This window comes from Intestinibaculum porci (assembly GCF_003925875.1).
GTDB lineage: Bacteria > Bacillota_I > Bacilli_A > Erysipelotrichales > Coprobacillaceae > Intestinibaculum > Intestinibaculum porci.
The window spans coordinates 816,200-837,234 of sequence record NZ_AP019309.1 but is presented as its reverse complement, the minus strand read 5'-3'; the positions used below and the strand labels follow the sequence as shown (position 1 = coordinate 837,234).

Below are 21,035 nucleotides of genomic sequence, written 5' to 3'. Positions count from 1 at the left end.
TTCTCACCTTCTATACGTATACATAATAATGCCAGCAGCGACGCCGACATTTAACGATTCCATCGCACTAATAGGAATATATAAGGCCTGATCGCAAAGAGCTAACGTTTCTTCTTTCATGCCTTTGCCTTCATTGCCCATTACAAAAGCCATTTTATCGCTTGTCGTAATCTGATCAATCGATAACGCGTCGCGCAAAGCGCTGCCGATCACTTTGACTTCGCTTTGTTTGAGTTTGGGAATAATTTCTTGTAAGTCACCGCGATAAGTGTTGAGTTTATAAATAGCTCCCTGAGTGGAACGCAAGGTTTTATCGTTATATAAATCACAGGAATCATTGGAAAAGATCACCTGTTTAAAACCGAAAGCGCAAGCGCTGCGCATCATTGTTCCAACATTGCCAGGATCCTGTACGCCATCAAAAATGAGTGTTCGTTCACATAATTGAAGCTGATCTTCTTTTTTGGAAACGACTGCCATAAAAGGCTGAGGTGTTTTCGTAAAGGATAACTTGGCCATCACTTCTTTGGAGACATACAAAGTATCCACATCACTCATGAAAGATTCATCAGTTGTAATGATTTGCTTAGCTAAATGCGCTGTCATAGCTTCTTCAACCATATGCCAGCCATCAACTAAGTACGAATTGGTTTCATCACGACCTTTCTTCTGTTTAAGTTTCATCAGGTTTTTGATGACTTTATTGCTTGATGAGGTTATTTTCATACATTCTTTCCTTTCAATAATTCCTGTCGGTAAGCATAATCAGGCATTCTTTTCGCTAATTCATGATAAAAGCGAGGAGAATGATTGGCTTCAATAAAATGGCACAGCTCATGCATAACAACATAATCAATCAGCTGCGGATCTAAATAGATCAATGAGAGATTAAAGCTCACCATATTCTTTGTATAGTAACAGCTGCCCCAGCGTCCTTTATACTTTTTCACCACGATCTTAGGCATCGGATGATCAAAATAAAGATCTAAATACTCACGCACTTTACCTTGGGTATAACGTAACACTTCTTTTTTCGCATAAGCTTCAAAAGCTTTTTCAATTTGTGATGAATAAATATAAAAACGTCCCTGATAAAGCTCACAGCGCAAGCGATGCAGATCATTAATAATCAAAGGATAACGCTGTCCATAAACTGTCGCATAACCTTCTTCTACGCTGATATAAGGCTCATAAGCACGAATACCGCGTAAAATTTTTTGCTTATTTTTTTGAATGACTGCTTCAATTTCGGGAATCGTAAACGCGTATGCACTGCTGACGACAATTTGCCCCTTGACCACTTTAATGATCATTGATTTCATATTTTTATAAGTAACGGTATACGGATAAACCTGACCATTTAATTCTATCGTTTTTTCCATGTCTCTATTATAACACAAGAATACCTTTTAACGAAAAAAGACTAGAGGAGAACATCCCTCTAGTCTAAATCGCTAAATAAATCAGCTTTGTAGACACCTTTGTCTACTAATTCCTTGAAGCTGTCAATGACAAAGTCTTTATCTTCCGCATAAGTGACACCAAACCATTTATCGTTTGTTTCTAAGACTTTTACCGATACTTTGCCTTGTTCCAGTAATTCTCCAATATAGACAGGAATCAGGTATTCCCCTTTCATTGGATCTTTATTGTTTTCAAAGAATTCCACAAATCCATCTTCTAATGTCTGCATGAATGCTGGGGATAAAGCCCACATATTCATTGAGACATTGGCGTTAGGATCTAAAGCCACACCATTCACTTCAGCGCCGGTCGCTGTTTTCGCAATATCATGAGTTTCATGAACATCAGTTAAATAACCCTGATCATTCACTTCACAGACACCGCGGGTCACGGTACCGTTATCACTTAAAGTGTTTTTAAGAATAAAGCCAGCCATTGCAAATTCATTATCACCATGGCCTTCAACTAAGAAGTCATGTAATAACTTGAAAGCTTCCTTGCCATAATAGTCATCCGCATTAATCACGCAGAATGGCTCATGGACTAAGTCTTTCGCTGCTAAGACTGCCTGACCGGTACCCCAAGGTTTCGTTCTGCCTTCAGGGCAAACCATGCCAGCTGGTAAGTTATGTAAATCCTGGAAACAATACCCTACTTCGACGTTATGGGCATTGCAGATCTTTTCAATACGATTACCAATAATATCTTTGAAATCCTGTTCAATGTCTTTACGAATGATGAAGATGACTTTATTAAAACCAGCTTCAATGGCATCATGGATGGAATAATCCATAATAATTTCTTTATTAGGGCCGACTGGTGTTAACTGTTTGATGCCTCCGCCAAAGCGAGAGCCAATCCCAGCTGCCATAATAACTAATGACGTTTTCATATTCCTACTTCACAAATCCTTTCCTTACGTACTATCATCATTTTATCAAATTGGAATCATTTAATAAAGATGTAATATGTCATCTTTGCAAGAATTTGGTTACTATTCACAGTGCTGAAAGATTAAAAATTGAATAATGTCTTTATTTAGGGGTATATCCATATATGGGATACCCTTTTATTATAACTTTTAAAGTGATTTATAGTCATGTATTAACAATTCAAGTGTCTTATTCCTGACAACCAAAAAAGTATTCTCTTTTTCTTGATAATTTCAGCAAACATAGTCTCTAATAAATTTAAATTATATGTAAATTACTATTTATTTTAAGCTAGTTATATGATATACTGTATATAGTAACAAGGGGGTGAGAAAAGATGGCAATTGTTTATGTGACAAACAAGAAAACTGGCAAGAAATATGCTTATGAATCTGTTTCAGTTTGGAATCCTGAGCTCAAACAGCCTAGAGCAAAACGCAAATACCTTGGCGTTGTAGACGAGGAAACTGGAGAAATTATTCCTTCAAGCAAAAAGCGAGGGAGAAAGCCTAATCCTGATAAAAATACAGCTGAAAATGAAGAAAAAGCAAGCGGCAGAAGAACCTATAAAAAGATGGTTGAGGATATGCAAAAAATTATTGCAAGCAGAGATGATGAGATCAAACAGCTTAAGGCGGCTAATAGAAAGCTTACCAGCAAGATCAATAGAATTGAATCAATTCTTAATAATGATGATTAACAAGGAGTAAATCAATGGATTCTTTAGGAACACTATCAGTAAAATATGATAAAGCATGCAAAAAGATTGGTGACCTTAAAACAAGACTTTACGATTGTAATGAAGAACTGAAATCCAAAAAACAGAAGCTTGAATACAGGGATAACAGAATCGCAAAATTAAAGCAGCTTTGTCTTGAAAAAGATGAAATGATTAGAAATCTTAATGATGAAATTAACAGACTGAAAGACAAGATTGAATATCTTAATGCCATAAGCAATCATGACTCAACTACCGTTGGTATTCCTACTGCGTCTACTCCTATAGGAAAAGCAAAATATAACTCAAGCATCAATTCCAGAGAGCCTACTGACAGAAAAATTGGAGGTCAGCCAGGACATTCTAAAAGTGAACTCGGTATTCCTGATGATATTGACGAAGAAATTGAATATGTGGCAGATGATGCAACTGAGTGTCCGAAATGTGGTTCTCATGAACTTGTTTTCACCGGCAAAACTAAAGCTGTATATGAGAAAACTATTAGCATCAAGCCTATAAACCTCAAAAAGGTTTTCTATCAATACAAATGCGGAAGCTGCGGGACTACATTTTTTCTTGGCCTGAAGCCTAATGAAAGATCAGCCTGTCACTATGGGACGGCAGTACAGGCCGTTGGCTTATCGCTAATGAATACCTGCAATGTTCCTATTAACAAGGTTAAAACCTTTTTTGAGGGGATCACAAACGGAGAAATAAGTCCGTCAGAAGGCTACCTTGCAAAACTTCCTATGATTGCATCAAAAAAGTTATCTGAGTTCCGTATAGTTTTAAAGAATCTAATGCTCCAAAGAACTCTCGTATATTGGGATGACACTGTTATCAATATTAATACAAAGAAAGGCTGCCTGCGCTTTTACGGAGATGAAACACTCTCATATTATACGGCTCATGAGAAGAAAGATCTTGAAGGGATTGAAGAAGACAAAGTCCTAACACTACTCACTGAAGAGCAAAAAACGATGCATGATCACAATAAAGTGAACTATAACGCTAAATTCAAGTTTGGCAACCTTGAATGCAATCAGCACCTTCAGCGTGACCTCAAAAAAATCGCTATTGATACAAAACATGATGAGCTTATGGAACTGAAAGATCTTATTTCCGATACCATCCACAAACGCAAAGAAGCCATAAACAAGGGAGAGACTCGCTTTAGTGATGAATTTATTGAAAACTTTAACAAAAAAGTTAATGATATACTCAACCGAGCGGAAAAGAGAAACAAAAAAGATTATGATGCATACTTTGGAAGATCCGAGAAGACGCTAATTAAGCGTATACGTGATTATTATGATAATTACTTTGCTTGGGTAAATGATTTCACTCTTCCGACAACCAATAATTGCGCAGAACGCGGACTTAGAGTCGTAAAAAGCCATATGCGATCATCAGGACAGTTCCAAAATATTCAAAACGCTCAGTATTACGCAGATGCCAAAACGTATATAGAAACCTGCAGGAAAAACGGAATAAATGAGATCTATGCAATGATACGACTTTATGAAGGTGATCCAATAACGGTAAAAGAAATATTCTCAGGGGAAGATCTCTCCTGAGAATCGACAAACCGTTATAATGGTGGAATAAGGTATCATAGCCATTACCTGAAATCAGATTTAACATCATGCTTCATTTCGCTGTGTATACATTTTACATACCTCTTTACTACAATTAAAACAAGGCCGTATCACGGGCACCGTTCCGTGCTCTTTTTAGGTACAACTTTATATATCAACTATATCTAACCGTGAATAGTAACAGAATTTGTGAATAATTCATCATTCTTCCGCCTCATCACTCCATTCATCATCAAGAATGTCATTGACATGTGGCGAGAGAAAATCAACTTGCATGGCCACAACGCGAATGTGTAAATGTCGTTTTTCTTCTTCCATCGTATTGTACTGATGCAAATAACCAACAACAGCAATCTTAGAGCCCTTCTGGCAGTACTGATGGACATTTAATGCCAAATTGTTCCAAGCTTCCACAGGGATAAAGTCAGCGTGATCACGAAAGTTTACGGCCAACAGGAAGCGCACGACATCCTTTCCATTTTGGGTTTTCGATAATGTGAGATCGGTGGCGATATTGCCAATTAACTGTACTGAATTCATAGTATCATCCTTTCTGTATTTTTTTCTCTCTACTAGGTTAAACACATAAAAGGGTACAAATCTCACAAAAAAATATTAAATTTTTAAACTTGAATTCCCTAGAACAGTTTTTAACTACACTGATTTCTAGATGGATTAATATATAGAATTATGTTGTTAACATCACTATAAATTGAATTTTTACATTGAAATAATTAGCACGATATAGTATAATGTAGTTATAAAGAATTAGATTTATAACTACTCATGCAAAAGAGGTGCTAATATGAAGCTCAGTTATCAGACAATTAATGGAACACTTTATGCTAAAATCCCTGGCAAATCAGTCCGCAAAAACGGCAAGATCGTTAAGCAAGGTGCTAAACATTTAGGCAAGGTTATCGATAAGGAAAACAATATCTTTTTCAATAAAGAAAGAGGCATGTTTACCTATGATCCTGAAACTGGTGAATTCGGTGAAGCTGATGAATCCTATGTATCTGATGTTCAGCCTGATAAGCGCAAAAGACAGCGTACTATTCTTGATTATGGCGATGCCTACTTCGTAGATCAGCTTATTCATCATATGGGATATGACAAAGTCATTGATGAAATCAGCTATAAAAACAAAGATACCTTATATGCAATGGTTGCCTACTATGTCATTTCCAACGCTGCTAACTGTCATGCCAATACCTGGTATGAAGGGAGCTTTGAAAGCATTCTTTATCCAAAGGCTAATCTCACATCTCAGAGAATAAGTGACTTTATGAGATCAATTGGCAAATCAGAAAATGTCCTTAAATTCTTTGAAAATCATATGAAGTGGATCAAAGAAAACATTTCGTCTGATAAAGCTATAATCATTGACAGCACAGGGCTTCCTAACAGTATTCATATGCCATTAACTGCAATCAGTAACCACAATGGGAAGGTTTCCAATGAGGCTAGAATGATTACAACACTTCAGAGAGATACAGGCTATCCCCTAATGTTTAGAATTATTCCAGGCAATATCGTTGATATGAATACACTGATCAGATCAGTAAATGTACTTGATAATTTAGGCAATATTGAAACAGACTATATTCTTAGTGATGCTGGTTATTATACCCTTGAGGATATTAATGAGCTTTATCGAGCTAACATCGATTTCCTGATGAGACTGCCTGAGAAATATAGACTATATCGTGATTTGATCAATAAATACGGTCCCGAACTAAAGCAGGAAAGAAATATGGTCAAATATAGTGATAGAGTCGTCTATATCAAACAGATCGAAGTTAGCATTGGTGATGGACATAAGGCTTATGCTTTTCTAGGATATGATCTAGATCAGGTAGATCATGAAATACATAAGTGTCTGAATAAGAGCAAAGAAATGTCAACTATGCAGATCCAAAAAAAGCTTGAATCAATGGGATATTTTGTACTGATTTCAAGTCTTCCATTCCCAATTGAAGAAGTGCTTCCTGCCTACTATACTAGACAGCTGGTTGAGCAGTACTTTGATTTAAGCAAGGGATCATCTAAGCTGACACCACTTCGCGTTCATAGCGAAGAAGCAGTAAGAGGTCACCTGTTATTATCAATGATTGCGGCAACCATTAACGTGTATATCCAAAAGAAAACAAAGAAAACTGCAACCAACCAGGAAGGCATATTCATGGGACTCAGAAATCAGAAGTGCCTCGTCTACAAGACAGTCACTTCAGTTGAAGAGCCACAAAAAAGAGCTAATGATATCTATAATGCGTTTAATATTTCATGCCCACTTTCATACACAAAAAGAGGCAGTGATTGGGTACCAAAATTTCACCTAAAAAGGCATGAAGATGAGGTGTAGTTATAAACTATACCCGGGAATTCAAGTTAAAGTTTTTGGCTGCGAAAACGTATATTTTGATGAAATTTGGACAAACAGGTCACTAAAGTCTAAAAATTGGTCAGCGGAAAAGAGTGAAATCTCATTTTCTGCACACTCATAAGTGACATACTGCAGCTCATGCTCATCATAATAAGCAAGCACACTTAAAGTGGTGCCTTCAATCATTTTCTCTAGTTTCTGATAAATCTCGATAAACATAATGAATCTTTCCTTTCGCTATCTGATATTTTTCAAAATAGGCTTCTTCCTTAGGAATCCATAAATTTTGAAACATCTTTGCCTTTTCATTTGGGTGATTGGATCAACGTCACAGAAAATCCCCAAATCATAGTCATCACCAAAGTAAGGATGCATACTATAAGACCCTTCACCAATAATATATTTTTTAGGGGTGATATCCTATCCGTATTTATGCGGTTTATAGATATGATGATTAAAAGTGCGATCACGCACTTTCTCGGTCATGAGATGGGCATTCATACTTCTTTCGCAAAGCGCTCATAATCGACGTTTCCGCCGACTTCATTTAAACGCTCATATGTTCCTTTGCCGCCCTTGTAAATAAAAGTCATCCATATGAAAAATCGTCGCATCAGGCTGCTCGCTTAATAACAAGGCAAGCGTCGACTTCCCGGCAGCGCAGCGTCCATCAATCGCAATGATGACTGGCCGATGTTTTCTTTTTAAGATTTCTTCGATCATTACCTCAATCATATCTCTTATACCTCATTTACATTTTCTGTGTTATAATACGCCTCATGAAAGGATGTGGATCAAATGAAAAAAGAAAAAGTTTTACGGGATAATTCTCACCGTTGGCTCTTATTGGCCCGCTTTTGTCTGATTGTCCTGATTCTTGTCTGGATGTATGTCATCTTCCGCTTCAGTGCGCAAAATGGAACAAACTCCCATGAAGCGAGTGATCATGTCGTTGATCTTTTACAGCGCATTGTCTATGTCATGACCGGAAAAGATGTCAGTGTCATTTTAGCGACTGGCAGCTACCGCATGTATATCGAATTTGCGGTCCGTAAATGTGCCCACATGTTTATTTATTTTGTTTTATCCATCAACGTGATGTTATTGCTCTTTACTTATAAGCGCATGCCGATGCTTAAAAGGATGTTTATTTCCTTATTGGTTTGTTTCCTATATGCCTGCACCGATGAATTCCATCAGCGTTTCAGCGCTGGCCGAGGCGCTTCTTTCCGCGATGTCCTCATCGATACCAGCGGCGCCGCCTTTGGTCTCATCGCTGCGCTTATTATCTTTTGCGTAATCTTTACGATCTATACTACCCATCAGCAGCGTAAGATCGCGAAATATAACGCTTCTTTACAATAGGCCCTAGGCCTATTTTTTATTATACCTTTTGATTTGTATCCCGGCAAAAAGAAAAGCACTGCCTCAAGGCAGTGCCATAGTTTTCTATTTTGGCGCAACGGCAAAGTAGAAGATGAAGAGTAAGGAAAGAACCCAAACAATCCAGTTGACTTCTTTTGCTTTACCACCAGCGATCATGCCAGCTGCATAAACGATGAAACCAGCAGCGATCCCGTTAGAAATTGAGTAGCCTAAGATCATGACTAAGACCGTAATGAAAGTAGCACTGGCGACGATCATATTATCCCAGTCGATGCCTTTTAACTGCTGAGCCATCATAATGCCGACGACAACTAAAGCAGGTGCGGTAACGGAATAAGTAACAATCGATAATAATGGTGATAAGAATGAAGCTAATAAGAATAATACCCCAGTGACACAAGCGGTTAAACCAGTACGGCCGCCGACACCAACACCAGAAGCGGATTCAACGAAAGAAGTGACAGTTGAAGTCCCCATTAAAGCCCCAAAGCAAGTCCCGATTGAATCAGCTAATAAAGCTCTTTCCACGTTCTTTAATTCGCCATTTTCATCCATTAATTTAGTCTTACCAGCAACGGCTACTAACGTTCCGGCAGTATCAAAGAAATCGACGAATAATAATGAGAAGATGGCTAACCAGCACTGTGGATGTGAGAATAATTCACCAAAACCGTTAAGTGCCTGACCAACTAATGAAACATCAAAGTTTGCACTGGCAACGCCGGTAAACTGTGGCATATCCGCGAAGCCTAAGGCATTCATAATAACACCGATAATGGCGGTAATGACTAAGCCCACGAAAACGCCTGCTGGGACATTACGCACAACTAACACTAAAGTGACAATAATACCAATCAAGGCTAATAAAACAGATGGTTTTGTGAATGAACCAAGTGATACTAAAGTGGCTGGAGAAGTCACGATAATACCAGCGTTCTTTAAACCAACAAAAGCGACGAAGAAACCGATACCGGCCCCGATCGCTAATTTTAACTGCGATGGAATGGCATTGATGATCATCTTACGAATATTCGTAACAGTAATTAAAACGAAGATAATCCCTGATACTAAAACACAGGCTAAGGCGCCACGCCAGCTTAAGCCCATCTTCGCAACGATAGTGTAAGTAAATAACGCATTAACGCCCATCCCGGAAGATAAAGCAACTGGGTAGTTGGCAAGAACACCCATGAGGATGCTGATCACGCCTGAAGAAATAGCCGTCGCAAAGAAGACGCCTGATTTTGGCATCCCGGCATCATGTAAGATGCTTGGATTGACAGCTAAAATGTAGGCCATGGCTAAAAATGTCGTAATACCAGCTAAAATCTCGGTTTTGACATTCGTGCCATTTTCTTCTAATTTGAAGAAATTTTCCATATTTAGTTTTCCCCCTTAAGTAAACAAACATTAAAAAACAATTACATCATACACAAAATCAATAGGTAATGCAATTTTTTTCAAGAATTGAGACATTGAAAGCGGTTATCGTTTATATTAAAAACAAAAGCGGAGAATTCCCCCGCTTAGTCTTTCATAAGGTAGTCCCAGCGTTCAATTTCTTTGGTCTTTGCCACGACTAAGAAATGATCTTCCCGATCGACCTGATAATCCGCTAAGAAATCCATATTCATCTTTTCATCTTCCTGACCGCGAATGCCGATAATGTTCATGCCATAAGCGGTACGGACGTTTAAGTTACGTAAGGTCTTCCCTACCCATTCATTAGGCGCTTTGATTTCGACGATTGAATATTCATCATCTAATTCAATCAAATCGACAATACTGCGGCGAAGGAGCGTTTTAGCCACGCGGTGCGCCATATCTTTTTCGACGTTGATGACCTGCGTTGCCCCCACTTTAGTAAGAATCATGCTCTTTCGTTTGGTACGGGCTTTAACAATAATATCTTTCACACCAAACTCTTTAAGGATCATCGTACAAAGGACAGATTCTTCAAAGTGCTTAGAAAGCGATACAACAACTGTATCAAATTCATTTACGCCCAATTCTAATAACTGATCTTTATCGGTGACATCAGCCACAACCGCACGGGTTACAAATTCCGAGACGCGTTCTACGCAGGTTGGATCATTATCCACTGCTAAGACTTCTACCCCATAATTAGAAAGGGTTTCTGATAAAGTGGAGCCAAAGATCCCTAAGCCCAGGATCGCCACCTGTTTTGTTTTTTTTGCCATAAGTTCCTCCTACCCGACGATAACATCTTCATCAGGATATCTAATTTCTTTACTTGCTCTGTTTTGTGATTTTCTGGTGAATAATAAGATTAATGAAACAGGACCGATACGTCCGGTATACATTAAGATCATGATGACGATCTTTCCAATCACAGATAATGTTGGCGTTACACTAGCCGATAAGCCGACGGTACCAAAAGCGGAAAAGACTTCCATCATGATATTTGCTAACTGTAAATGCGGTTCAGAAATGGATAAAACCATTACGCCTAAGACACAGGCCGTTAAACCTAAAGCAAAAACGGAGAACGCTCTTAAGACAATTCTCTTTTTGACTCTTCGTCCTAAGACGGTTACTTCTTCACGCCCTTTATAAACAGCAATCAGCATTAAGACGACTAATGCAAAGGTAACAGTTTTGATCCCGCCGGCTGTTGATGCTGGCGAACCGCCAATAAACATCAGAATACACATTAACATTTTCGTGACACTGCGTAAGTCATACATGCTCACCGTCGCAAAACCCGCTGTACGCGTTGTTGTCGACTGGAAGAAGGAAGCCCCAAGCTTCCATCCTAAAGACATGTGACCGATCGTTTTCGGGTTATTGAATTCGAAAATAAAGAAAAGAATTGTCCCGCCAATTAATAATGTAGGCGTCATAATTAAAACCAGCTTAGAGTGCAAAGATAGAGAATGGATCACTCGTTTAAAGCTAAAACGACAGTCATGACTGCGTTCTCTTTTAATCTTATCTAAAATATCTAAGACCACTAAGAAGCCAAGACCACCAAGAATAATTTCGGCACATACTACAAAGTTGATGAGAAAATTATTTTGATAGTGAATCAGTGAGTTGCTGCCAAGAAGATCGAAACCGGCATTACAGAAACCACTGACAGCATGCCAGATGCCGTAATAAATAGTCTTGGGTAAGTTATATTGAGGGGCTAAGGCAATCCCCCAAAGAATCGCTGCAATCCCTTCGACCACCCCTGTGTAAATGACAATTGTTTTTAAGATTCGCGGCAGCCGCTGCAGGTTATCCTGGTTAAGTGCCTCCTGAAAAACCATTTTATTAGCAAGTGAAATTTGCCTTCTTGTCATAAAATAAAAAAGATACAAGAAAGTTAAAAAGCCAAGTCCCCCAATCTGAATCAGAATCATCACAACAATTTGTCCAAATACATTATAAGTGTCGATCAAAGTAATCGGAGTTAAGCCGGTTACACAAACTGCTGATACAGAGACAAACAGATTATCAATATAAGGTTTAACAGCCCCTTTATTCGCAAAAGGCATCGTTAGTAAGATTGAACCCACAAAAATAACCGCTAAGAAACTTAAAGCGACTAATTTTGTTGGTGACATAATCTGCTTTTTCTTATGAGACGTAGCCACTGATGTATGTATCATAAATACGCTCCTTCATTTAACTATATGAACTATTATATGTCATCACCCATAAAAATCAACCACATAACGCGGGAAGCTTTTTCATTTTTTCAGGTATATTGAATATTTTGTCTGAAAGTAGTTGCAGGCAGACTGATTTAGATATATATTTAACATGTTCTTTGGAACATGATGAGTGATACTTTACCAGAGCTTGCACTCATCATTTTTTTTGCTTCCTTTTGATGATCTTCATTACATTTTAACATTTTTTAGATAATTGTTAAGTGAAGGACTTACTTCCATACATTTTACTCCCTTCAGAAGTGAAAGACTTACTTCCAAATCACTCACTACAGGCTGCAAGTTAAGTTTGCATTTCAGGTTTTTCACAAATTCTATCAAATCCCTTTATTCTCCAAAAAGACTTTTGTATAATGAACACGTAGGAATTTTCATTTTCTGCAAATCAAAGAGGTGATGAGTATGAATCGAGAATATTTGATAACTTTAGGTATAGACTATGACGATGGACTCAATCGTTTTGTCGGCAATAAAGACATGTATGAAAAGTTCCTTTTGAGCTTCAAAGATGATCCTTCATACGCTCAGATGCTCACTGCCATTGAGGCAAAGGACGCCAAAGCCGCATTTAATGCAGCGCATTCTTTAAAAGGTCTATCTGGCAATTTATCCATGAAAAAGCTCTATGAGCGTGTTTGTGTCCTCGTGGAAGAACTGCGCGAAGGAGATCTCTCTCATGTTGATGAGTCACTTCCGCCAGTCACCGCTGCCTATCAGGAATTAGTAGATGGTCTCAAATAGATCATCTTTTTATTATACTTTTCTCATATATGATAGGCGGTTACATATTTACAACATAATAATGGAATATATTAAAATAGTCTCATAAAATCAGTCTCTTCTCAAATGTAAACGATTGCAATTTTATCCGATTGTATCCGGGCTTTTTGCATTTTCATTTTTTTCACAAAATTTCCCATTTAGGATAGACATAAGAAAATAATTCCTTTAAAATGTGACCCGAGAAGAAAGGGGAATATTCAAAAATGAATATGTTTGTTTTATTTATCATTGCCCTGCTCCCAATCATCTGGCTGATTGTGGCAATGAGTGTATTGAAGATGCCAGGATGGAAAGCCTGCGTCATTGCTTTAGTAGCAACTTTCCTGATTGCCATCGACATTAAACACATGAGCGTTCTCAATGCCGCTACGGCTGGTTTAGAAGGGATTGCCAATGCTCTGTGGCCAATCATTATCGTTATCTTAGCTGCTTTATTTGTTTATAACTTAACACTTGAAACAGGCGCTATGGAAAAGATCAAAGCGATGCTTGCCGGCGTATCAACAGATAAACGAATCTTAATGTTATTAATTGCTTTCGGTTTTGGTAACTTCATGGAAGGGATGGCTGGTTTCGGTACCGCTGTCGCTATTCCTGCGGGGATCTTAGTTGGTTTAGGCTTCGATCCATTAATCGCTGTTGTCACTTGCTTAGTCATCAACTCTACCCCTACAGCTTTCGGTTCTGTTGGTGTCCCAACCAATACGATGTCTAACATCACTGGTTTAAACGTTGTTGGTATTTCCAGCAAAGTAGCTTTAATCCAGTTAGTTGTTCAGTTCTTAATTCCATTCTTTGCCGTCATCATCATGGGTAAAGGTCCTAAAGCTTTAAAAGGTCTCATTCCTTTTATCGTCATCACTGACTTAGCTTACATCATTCCACAGTATGCTGTCGCAGCAGTCATCGGTCCAGATTTAGCAAATATCATTGGGGCGATCGTATGTATGGTTGTTGTCATCCTTTTAGCATTAAAGATGAAAACTCCAGAAAATCCAGAATACATGGTTGAAACCTCAGGTAAGAAACTTGACATCAATGCCAAAGATGCTTTCATCGCCTGGTCACCATTCATCTTCATTTTCTTATTCTTATTATTAACATCAACATTAGTTGCACCAATTCATGATTTCTTATCTTTAGCAAACTCTAAGATTGCTTTCTATACTGGTAAGAACCCTGCTACATTAACTTTCTATTGGATCGATACACCGGGTGTCTTAATCCTCTTAGCTGGTTTATTAGGTGGTGCACTGCAGAAAGCACCATTTGGTACAATGATGCGTGTCTTAGGCCGTACAGTAGCTTCTAACGTTAAAACAATGATCACTATCTGTTCCGTCTTAGCCGTTGCAAAAATCATGGGTTACTCAGGTATGACAAGTGATATCTCTAAAGTCTTAGTAGCCGTTACTGGTTCAGCCTTCCCATTCATTTCACCATTAATCGGTACAATCGGTGGTTTCGTTACTGGTTCAGGTACTTCTACAACAGCCTTATTCGGTGCAGTTCAGGTCGAAACAGCCAAAGCCATCGGTGCCAACCAGTACTGGTTAGCAGCCGGCAACTTAATGGGTGCAGGTTTAGGCAAGATGATCTGTCCTCAGTCAATCGCTATCGGTTCAGCCGCTGTTGGCTTAGCTGGTCGTGAATCTGAAATTATGGGTAAAGTTGTTCCTTGGACAGTTTTATTCACTGTGATCGGCGGCATCGTCTGCTTCGTTTTCCCATTAATTGGTTTAATCTAAAAAAGGAGCCAGAGAATAATCTCTGGTTTTTTTTATGCCTACAAGTCCATTATAGTCATCGCCTATCAGATAAGAACATCATATCATACCTTCTATGAATCCTTTAACGCCAAAACGGGCACCGCTTTATGCTGTGCCCCTTCTTTTAATCCTTCTTTTGTAAGTTAATAATAGGAATATGAAATTCCTCGGCAATCGTATGCTCTATCCGGCAGCCACGTGACTTCTCCCAGCCGGGCGCAAAGATAATAGCATCCGCATCACTGAGTACTAAAATACTCTGAGAGAGCTGTTTTAAGCCAAACGTCTGCTCCTTTTGAATAACCGAATCTAAGACCTCCACATCTTTCAGATAAGCATGTAACTGTTTAATAATATCCTCGCGTACTTTGACAATTTCCTCATCACTTTTAAAAGCATATGGCTGTGAGATATAAACTTTCATATAGTAGCCACCTCCCTTTTTCTTAAAGTATACTCTTTCATTAAAAAAAGAACCACAGTTTTCACTGTGATTCTTAAAAAGGTATTAGTCCTTGTTTTCAATAATTGTCACGAATCTTGTCGTATACTTAGCATCTTTATTCGTTGCTGTATACTTGTAATCATCGCTGTATTTCTTCAACTGATCGAATAACTTCTTATCCTTCTTGATATCTTTTGCAGCTCCAGTCAGCTTATCAATACCAGAAGTCTTGTATTCTTTCATACCTTTCGCTAAGGTATTGGCACCAGTCGCTAGCGTATGAGCACCAGTATTTAACTTACCAGCACCACTGTTGACCTGCTGAGCACCGCTATTGACCTTATTAGCACCAGTAGCTAAAGTACCTGCCCCAGTCGCTAATGTATTAGCACCCGTATTTAACTTAGCAGCTCCGCTATTCACGGCATTGACACCATTAACTGCTGTCTTCACACCGTTATTTAACTTAACGGCACCATTCGCTAATGTTTGTGTACCGTTATTAACTTCCTGAGTACCATTATTGACTTTCTTAGCACCGCTATTTAATGTCGCTGCACCAGTAGCTAATGACTTCGTACCTTTTGCTAAAGTTGAAGCACCACTATCAAGTTTAGCAGCTCCGCTATTTAATGTATCAACACCAGCTTTAGCAGTCTTCGCACCATCATTTAATTTCGTTGCACCACTTGCTAATGAAGAAGCACCTTTATTCACTTTAGAAGCACCATCATTAACCTGCGCAGCACCACTCTTTAACGAATTAGCACCCGTTGCTAATGAAGCAGTACCATTTGCTAAAGTCTTCGCACCAGTATCAAGTTTCGCAGCCCCATCATTGACGCTGTTTACACCAGCCGCAGCTGTCTTAGCACCTTCATTTAAGGTATTTGCACCACTTGCTAATGAAGAAGCACCTGTATTCACTTTAGAAGCACCATCATTAACCTGAGCAGCACCAGCTTTTAATGAAGCAGTACCAGTTGCTAATGAAGAAGTACCATCTGATAATGTCTTCGCACCATTAGATAAATCAGTAGCTCCAGAAGAGATCTGACCAAATGAGCTTGTTAATGTATCAATACCATCTACAAGTTTATCATAGTTATCAGAAACTTCCTGAGCGCCGTTTGCTAATGAAGTTGCACCATCATTTAACGCCCCGATAGCCTGAACTAAGCCCATAGAGTTAGCATCAGTACCTTTCTTATTCATCGAATCGCTAACAGTCTGCAAACTACTACTTAACTTATCGATAGCTGCATTATTCTTTGTTAATAATGTTGGTAACTGCTTGATTTCATCCAAATTACTGCTTAATGAATTAAGGTTAGCCATTACACTATCAATATTTAAATTTTGAACTTTAGCCATCGTATCTTTGCTATTATTGATCTGATTTAAATATTCATTAATTGAATCAATATCCTTCTTGATTTGATCCTGATATGAACTAATAGTGTTCTGATTATCTTTCTGCTTTTCAGCAATTTTATTCAAAGCGGTAATCTCATCATTCAGCTGATCCTTAGCCTTGGCTACATTGTTAACAACTTTAGCAGCCCCCTGATTTCCGCATAACTGACCATAATTCGTAATGGCTGCCGAAATCTTGCTTTGATCACCAGTTTTATAAGCTTCAGTTATTGCAGATGCTGCACTTTTAACTTCTTCATCAGTTGGAGCCGTAACCTGACTAGAATTACTGCTCAAAGCATTCTCAATTGCATTGATCTTTGTAATTTCCCCTGAAACTGTCGTTTTCTTTAAATCATCGCTTAATACATTTAAACTCTGATTTAAAGCAGTGAGTTTAGTTCTCGCTTGTTTTAACTGCTCGGCAACAGCATTTAATTTTTTAAGTTGTTCTTCCTTATTTTTATTATTTGCAGCATTATTTGCAGCTGAAAGATCCTGCATTGTAAAACCAGCTTCTCTCAATTCTGTAATAGTAGCATCAAGGGTCTCTGATGACTCCTTAATTTTAGTTGCAGAATTGGTATTATAATTCTTTAAAGTTGCTAAATTTGTTTGATTATCAGCTAACTGTTTACTTAAATCGCTTGCTTGATCTTTAACGGCACCAAATAACTGCGCTGTACTCTGATTTAACTTTTTAGCACCTGCGGCAACTTTCTTAGTTCCATCAGTCTGTAACTGTTTAGCGCCTGACTGTAAATCTGTTAAGCCTTTAGAATAAGCTGTTGTACCTTCAGCAAGTTTACCTGCACCATCTTTTAATGAGCTTGCACCGGTATTAACCTTCTGAGCACCATCATCAACTTTGTCAGCACCATCTTTTAATGAACTTGTACCCGTTGCTAATGAAGAAGTCCCGTTGGCTAAAGTTTTAGCACCTTCGGTTAAAGTATTCGCCCCAGTTGCTAATGAAGCAGCACCTGTTGCTAATTTCTGTGTACCTTCATGTAAAGCAGTAGCCCCGGTTGATAATGTTCCAGCACCAGTATTGACTTTCTTAGCACCATCATCTAAAGATGTCGCACCAGTTGAAAGTGAATTTGTCCCTTTCGCTAAAGTAGAAGTACCAGTTGCTAAAGTTTTAGCACCTTCAGTTAAGGTATTTGCCCCGGTTGCTAATGAAGAAGCACCTGTTGCTAATTTCTTCGTACCATCATGTAATGAAGAAGTGCCTTTAGCTAATGTACCAGCACCTGTATTGACTTTCTTAGCACCTGCTGAAAGGGAGGATGCACCTTTAGCTAATGATTTAGTCCCTTTAGCTAAAGAACCAGTTCCTTTAGCTAACTTCTGAGCGCCGCCAGTTAAAGTATTTGCCCCAGTAGCTAAAGTCTTAGCACCTGAAGCTAACTTAGCAGTACCAGTAGCTAAAGTAGAAGTACCGTTAGCTAAAGTTTTAGCACCACTGCTTAATTTACCAGCACCGCTTGATAAAGAAGATGTACCGTTAGCTAACTGAGATGTCCCATTTGATAAAGTAGAAGTACCATTAGCTAAGGTCTTAGCCCCTGATGATAATTTAGAAGAACCATCGACTAATTTCTGAGTAGCTGTTTCTAAATCATCGACTTTATCAAAGTTATCAGTAACTTTATCTAATAATTTATTGATATCACCATCTTCTTCAAGAAGCTTTGGCGAAGCGACTGAATAAAGTGATGAAAGATCAAAATCAGTTGTATCATATTCAATCTTAATAGAGTTGAAATCATCAAACTGTTTGATATCTGGATAGTTTTCATGCATACCTGGTAATGAAACACCAACTAATAAATCACGACGACCATTGTTGATGATCTTACCATTGTTAACCTTTAAATTCTTGGTCTTTTCTGAATCAAAGGTAGTTGTTAATAAGCAAAGGAATGGTGTATAGACGGTCTTTCCTTCAAACTGATGTTTCTGATTATTCTTATAATCAAAGGTTAAAACAACATGACCTTTCTTACCTTTGGCATCTTTATAAGAAACTTTCTTACCATCAATGGTATAAGTTGGTGTGACACTGACAGGTATTTCCGTTGTGGTTTTCCCCTGATAGAAGATATCACTGCCTTTTGACTGCCAAGTGACATCATTACCTGACTGAGTCATTTTTTCATTGCCAGAGGTATTCTTGATATCTGTTAAATCTGAATAATCCTTAATAGTTTCTTTTTTATTGCTGGTTAAATGTTCATTAACCATCTGATAAGTGACAGTTCCGTCACTGTTTATTTTGGTATAAACTGTTTCATTCTTTTCATAGGCCATAACTGGAACACTTGACATCATTGTCAAGGCCACGGTTAATGGAATAGCTTTCTTAAATACGTTTGTCATAATTAAGCCCCTTTCTTCTTGAAACCTAAACTTGTATGTGTAATGACTTTATCAAAGACTAATAATAATGATGGAGCGATAAAGGCGACATCGATCATGGAGATTAATGCCCCACGTGAGATCATACTACAAATCGTAGAGATCATATCCATAGATGAGTAAATCCCGACACCAACGGTCGCTGCGAAGAAACATAATGCAGAGACGAAGATGGACTGTAAAGATGCATCCATCGCTGTTGAAACAGCCTGCACTTTATCACCGCCGCCCTGACGGATTTCCAGATACTTCGTACTCATTAAGATCGCATAGTCGATGGTAGCTCCTAACTGGATGGTCCCAATAACGATGCTCGCTACAAACGGAATCTTTGTGCCCATCATAAATGGGATACCCATATTAATAAAGATCGCAAATTCGATCGCTAATACTAATAAAACTGGTAATGAGATTGATTTTAAAACGAATAACATGATTACAAAGACAACCCCAATAGATGTTGAGTTAACGTTTGTAAAGTCAGTATCCGCAATGGTAACCATATCTCTCATCAATGGACCTTCACCAGCGACAATCGCATGTTTATCATAAGATTTGGCGATCTTAGAAACATGAGCAATCTGACTGTTTAACTGATCCGTTGCAGTATCATATTTAGAACTCAATAGGATAATCTGATATTTGCCATTATCTACCATATCTTTGATATCATCAGGCATCATATCTTCAGTAATACCCTGACTAGAGAGTTTGGCAATACTTGCAGTCATATCGATGCCTTTCAGATCATCAATCTGATCCACCATCTTCTTCACATCAGTCGCATCCATTTTAGAGTCAACTAAGATGAAGTATGGGGAAACGATCTTGAAGTCTTTCTTTAAGACATCATTGGCTTTTACACCAGGTAAATAACTTGGCAGCCCGGCTGTTAAGTTATAGTAACTCTGAGTTCTGCTCTGGGCATAATAAGATAAAGGTAAACCAATCACAAAGACGGTTAAGACAATCTTATAATGTTTTAAGACAAAACGTTTGATAAATGATAAGTCTGGTACCACGCTCTTATGGGCTGTCTTGGTAATGATTGGATCAAAGACTAAGACTAACGCTGGGAATAAAGTAACGACTGTTAAAACCCCAAAAGCGACCCCTTTAGCCATAACGACACCGATATCGACCCCAAGGGTTAACTTCATCGTACATAAAGCTAAGAACCCGGCAATCGTTGTCGTTGAAGAACCAATGACGGAAATCATTGTTTCGGCAATGGCTTCATCCATTGCTTCAAGTTTATTATCTCTTTGCGTCTTCCAGTACTCAAACTTGTGATACAGGAAGATCGAGAAATCCATTGTAACCCCTAACTGTAATACCGCTGCAATGGCTTTGGTAATGTAGGAGATCTGGCCTAAGAATAAGTTAGATCCTAAGTTATAAACAACGGCTACGCCGATGTTACCTAATAACAGGAATGGTACAAAGAAGGAATCCAACGTTAACATTAGGACAATCAAACATAAGGCTACGGCAATAATGACATACATAATAACTTCGCTATTAGCGATCTGGGCCGTATCCAATGTTGTGGCTGACATCCCCGCAACCTGAATGGATTTCTTTAAACCACGAATCTTTTCGACTGCTTTTAATGTCGCATCATCAGAAGTCGAATTCGTGAAGGTGACAAGAATCAGGTTCTTATCCCCCTTTTGCACTTTGCTGGCAATATCACTTGGCAGCATCTGTACCGGGAATGAATACCCTAAGATATCATAAACACTCCCAACCTTGTTGACTGTTTTGACATCCTTAATCCGATCTTCGAGATTAAGAATCTGCTTGGTGCTCATATTGTCCGTAATGACAACCGCAAAAGCACCTTGTTTAAACTCTTTGGACAAGATATCCTGACCCTTCATAGTCTCTACATCACTAGGAAGGTAAGAAACGATATCGTAATTAATTTTGGTATTCTTATAACCGATGGCTGCTGGAATCATCAGCAATAAGCATATCGCAATAATTACATATCGACCTCTTGTCACTGCTTTACAAAAGGTTTTCATATAT

The 21,035-nt window shown here is 38.4% G+C and carries 18 protein-coding genes; 6 read left to right on the top strand and 12 right to left on the bottom strand.

The window, feature by feature from the left end; translation table 11 throughout:
* Positions 1–3: 3 nt before the first annotated feature.
* Genes SG0102_RS04070 through SG0102_RS04060 form a run of 3 tightly spaced genes read right to left on the bottom strand, consistent with a single transcriptional unit; the run spans position 4 to position 2,356 of the window.
* Positions 4–726: a TrmH family RNA methyltransferase gene (locus tag SG0102_RS04070; RefSeq protein WP_125118772.1), complete on the bottom strand. Its 723-nt coding sequence runs from the start codon at positions 724–726 to the stop codon at positions 4–6.
* Entirely contained in the window at positions 723–1,382 is a 660-nt protein-coding gene (locus SG0102_RS04065) for a M48 family metallopeptidase (protein WP_125118771.1), read from the bottom strand. The genes SG0102_RS04070 and SG0102_RS04065 overlap by 4 nt, the downstream gene beginning before the upstream one ends.
* A 59-nt stretch (positions 1,383–1,441) precedes the next feature.
* Positions 1,442–2,356, bottom strand: a complete 915-nt coding sequence (locus tag SG0102_RS04060; protein WP_125118770.1) for a nucleotidyltransferase family protein — start codon at positions 2,354–2,356, stop codon at positions 1,442–1,444.
* A gap of 377 nt (positions 2,357–2,733) precedes the next feature.
* Here SG0102_RS04060 and SG0102_RS04055 point away from each other — a divergent pair, with 377 nt between their 5' ends.
* Together SG0102_RS04055 and SG0102_RS04050 are read left to right on the top strand one after the other, a co-directional pair.
* The gene (locus SG0102_RS04055; protein ID WP_125118090.1) at positions 2,734–3,096 is read left to right on the top strand and encodes a hypothetical protein; all 363 of its coding nucleotides are present in this window, start codon (positions 2,734–2,736) and stop codon (positions 3,094–3,096) included.
* A 14-nt stretch (positions 3,097–3,110) separates the two neighbouring features.
* A complete protein-coding gene (locus tag SG0102_RS04050; protein ID WP_125118089.1) occupies positions 3,111–4,691 on the top strand; it encodes an IS66 family transposase in 1,581 nt (526 codons plus the stop codon).
* A 222-nt stretch (positions 4,692–4,913) separates the two neighbouring features.
* Here the strand turns inward: SG0102_RS04050 and SG0102_RS04045 are convergent, their stop codons facing one another.
* On the bottom strand, positions 4,914–5,252 hold the full coding sequence (locus tag SG0102_RS04045) for a single-stranded DNA-binding protein (RefSeq protein ID WP_125118769.1): 339 nt from the start codon (positions 5,250–5,252) through the stop codon (positions 4,914–4,916).
* Between the two features lie 265 nt (positions 5,253–5,517).
* Between SG0102_RS04045 and SG0102_RS04040 the strand changes: the two genes are divergently transcribed.
* Positions 5,518–7,077, top strand: coding sequence for a transposase (locus tag SG0102_RS04040; protein WP_125118273.1), 1,560 nt, complete (start codon positions 5,518–5,520; stop codon positions 7,075–7,077).
* Positions 7,078–7,098: 21 nt separating this feature from the next.
* On the opposite strand, the gene SG0102_RS04035 is transcribed toward SG0102_RS04040, so the two are convergent.
* Both SG0102_RS04035 and SG0102_RS04030 read right to left on the bottom strand, forming a co-directional pair.
* Entirely contained in the window at positions 7,099–7,317 is a 219-nt protein-coding gene (locus SG0102_RS04035; RefSeq protein WP_125118768.1) for a hypothetical protein, read from the bottom strand.
* 336 nt (positions 7,318–7,653) lie between these two features.
* Positions 7,654–7,833, bottom strand: a complete 180-nt coding sequence (locus SG0102_RS04030) for a nucleoside/nucleotide kinase family protein (RefSeq protein WP_125118767.1) — start codon at positions 7,831–7,833, stop codon at positions 7,654–7,656.
* A gap of 63 nt (positions 7,834–7,896) precedes the next feature.
* On the opposite strand from SG0102_RS04030, the gene SG0102_RS04025 reads away from it, so the two are divergent.
* Positions 7,897–8,463 carry a VanZ family protein gene (locus tag SG0102_RS04025; RefSeq protein WP_125118766.1) on the top strand — a complete coding sequence of 189 codons (567 nt, stop codon included), beginning with the start codon at positions 7,897–7,899 and terminating at the stop codon, positions 8,461–8,463.
* A gap of 84 nt (positions 8,464–8,547) precedes the next feature.
* Here the strand turns inward: SG0102_RS04025 and SG0102_RS04020 are convergent, their stop codons facing one another.
* The 3 genes from SG0102_RS04020 to SG0102_RS04010 all read right to left on the bottom strand — a co-directional run bounded on the left by SG0102_RS04020 (position 8,548) and on the right by SG0102_RS04010 (position 12,101).
* The gene (locus tag SG0102_RS04020; protein WP_125118765.1) at positions 8,548–9,864 is read right to left on the bottom strand and encodes an NCS2 family permease; all 1,317 of its coding nucleotides are present in this window, start codon (positions 9,862–9,864) and stop codon (positions 8,548–8,550) included.
* 146 nt (positions 9,865–10,010) lie between these two features.
* Entirely contained in the window at positions 10,011–10,685 is a 675-nt protein-coding gene (locus tag SG0102_RS04015) for a potassium channel family protein (RefSeq protein WP_125118764.1), read from the bottom strand.
* 9 nt (positions 10,686–10,694) lie between these two features.
* Positions 10,695–12,101, bottom strand: a complete 1,407-nt coding sequence (locus SG0102_RS04010; protein WP_125118763.1) for a TrkH family potassium uptake protein — start codon at positions 12,099–12,101, stop codon at positions 10,695–10,697.
* Between the two features lie 465 nt (positions 12,102–12,566).
* Here SG0102_RS04010 and SG0102_RS04005 point away from each other — a divergent pair, with 465 nt between their 5' ends.
* Together SG0102_RS04005 and SG0102_RS04000 are read left to right on the top strand one after the other, a co-directional pair.
* Positions 12,567–12,905: an Hpt domain-containing protein gene (locus tag SG0102_RS04005; RefSeq protein ID WP_157982968.1), complete on the top strand. Its 339-nt coding sequence runs from the start codon at positions 12,567–12,569 to the stop codon at positions 12,903–12,905.
* Positions 12,906–13,150: 245 nt separating this feature from the next.
* Positions 13,151–14,695 carry an L-lactate permease gene (locus SG0102_RS04000; RefSeq protein WP_125118761.1) on the top strand — a complete coding sequence of 515 codons (1,545 nt, stop codon included), beginning with the start codon at positions 13,151–13,153 and terminating at the stop codon, positions 14,693–14,695.
* A 145-nt stretch (positions 14,696–14,840) separates the two neighbouring features.
* On the opposite strand, the gene SG0102_RS03995 is transcribed toward SG0102_RS04000, so the two are convergent.
* The 3 genes from SG0102_RS03995 to SG0102_RS03985 all read right to left on the bottom strand — a co-directional run bounded on the left by SG0102_RS03995 (position 14,841) and on the right by SG0102_RS03985 (position 21,031).
* Positions 14,841–15,140 carry a DUF4406 domain-containing protein gene (locus SG0102_RS03995; RefSeq protein WP_125118760.1) on the bottom strand — a complete coding sequence of 100 codons (300 nt, stop codon included), beginning with the start codon at positions 15,138–15,140 and terminating at the stop codon, positions 14,841–14,843.
* Positions 15,141–15,224: 84 nt separating this feature from the next.
* The gene (locus SG0102_RS03990; RefSeq protein WP_125118759.1) at positions 15,225–18,962 is read right to left on the bottom strand and encodes a beta strand repeat-containing protein; all 3,738 of its coding nucleotides are present in this window, start codon (positions 18,960–18,962) and stop codon (positions 15,225–15,227) included.
* A 2-nt stretch (positions 18,963–18,964) separates the two neighbouring features.
* Complete coding sequence (locus SG0102_RS03985) at positions 18,965–21,031, bottom strand: efflux RND transporter permease subunit (RefSeq protein ID WP_125118758.1); 2,067 nt, start codon at positions 21,029–21,031, stop codon at positions 18,965–18,967.
* Positions 21,032–21,035 lie beyond the last annotated feature (4 nt).

Excerpts from the sequence above, each read along its gene's own strand:
- SG0102_RS04070 (WP_125118772.1), bottom strand. The coding sequence starts at position 726 with ATGAAAATAACCTCATCAAGCAATAAAGTCATCAAAAACCTGATGAAA.
- SG0102_RS04065 (WP_125118771.1), bottom strand. The coding sequence starts at position 1,382 with ATGGAAAAAACGATAGAATTAAATGGTCAGGTTTATCCGTATACCGTT.
- SG0102_RS04060 (WP_125118770.1), bottom strand. The coding sequence starts at position 2,356 with ATGAAAACGTCATTAGTTATTATGGCAGCTGGGATTGGCTCTCGCTTT.
- SG0102_RS04055 (WP_125118090.1), top strand. The coding sequence starts at position 2,734 with ATGGCAATTGTTTATGTGACAAACAAGAAAACTGGCAAGAAATATGCT.
- SG0102_RS04050 (WP_125118089.1), top strand. The coding sequence starts at position 3,111 with ATGGATTCTTTAGGAACACTATCAGTAAAATATGATAAAGCATGCAAA.
- SG0102_RS04045 (WP_125118769.1), bottom strand. The coding sequence starts at position 5,252 with ATGAATTCAGTACAGTTAATTGGCAATATCGCCACCGATCTCACATTA.
- SG0102_RS04040 (WP_125118273.1), top strand. The coding sequence starts at position 5,518 with ATGAAGCTCAGTTATCAGACAATTAATGGAACACTTTATGCTAAAATC.
- SG0102_RS04035 (WP_125118768.1), bottom strand. The coding sequence starts at position 7,317 with ATGTTTATCGAGATTTATCAGAAACTAGAGAAAATGATTGAAGGCACC.
- SG0102_RS04030 (WP_125118767.1), bottom strand. The coding sequence starts at position 7,833 with ATGATTGAGGTAATGATCGAAGAAATCTTAAAAAGAAAACATCGGCCA.
- SG0102_RS04025 (WP_125118766.1), top strand. The coding sequence starts at position 7,897 with ATGAAAAAAGAAAAAGTTTTACGGGATAATTCTCACCGTTGGCTCTTA.
- SG0102_RS04020 (WP_125118765.1), bottom strand. The coding sequence starts at position 9,864 with ATGGAAAATTTCTTCAAATTAGAAGAAAATGGCACGAATGTCAAAACC.
- SG0102_RS04015 (WP_125118764.1), bottom strand. The coding sequence starts at position 10,685 with ATGGCAAAAAAAACAAAACAGGTGGCGATCCTGGGCTTAGGGATCTTT.
- SG0102_RS04010 (WP_125118763.1), bottom strand. The coding sequence starts at position 12,101 with ATGATACATACATCAGTGGCTACGTCTCATAAGAAAAAGCAGATTATG.
- SG0102_RS04005 (WP_157982968.1), top strand. The coding sequence starts at position 12,567 with ATGAATCGAGAATATTTGATAACTTTAGGTATAGACTATGACGATGGA.
- SG0102_RS04000 (WP_125118761.1), top strand. The coding sequence starts at position 13,151 with ATGAATATGTTTGTTTTATTTATCATTGCCCTGCTCCCAATCATCTGG.
- SG0102_RS03995 (WP_125118760.1), bottom strand. The coding sequence starts at position 15,140 with ATGAAAGTTTATATCTCACAGCCATATGCTTTTAAAAGTGATGAGGAA.
- SG0102_RS03990 (WP_125118759.1), bottom strand. The coding sequence starts at position 18,962 with ATGACAAACGTATTTAAGAAAGCTATTCCATTAACCGTGGCCTTGACA.
- SG0102_RS03985 (WP_125118758.1), bottom strand. The coding sequence starts at position 21,031 with ATGAAAACCTTTTGTAAAGCAGTGACAAGAGGTCGATATGTAATTATT.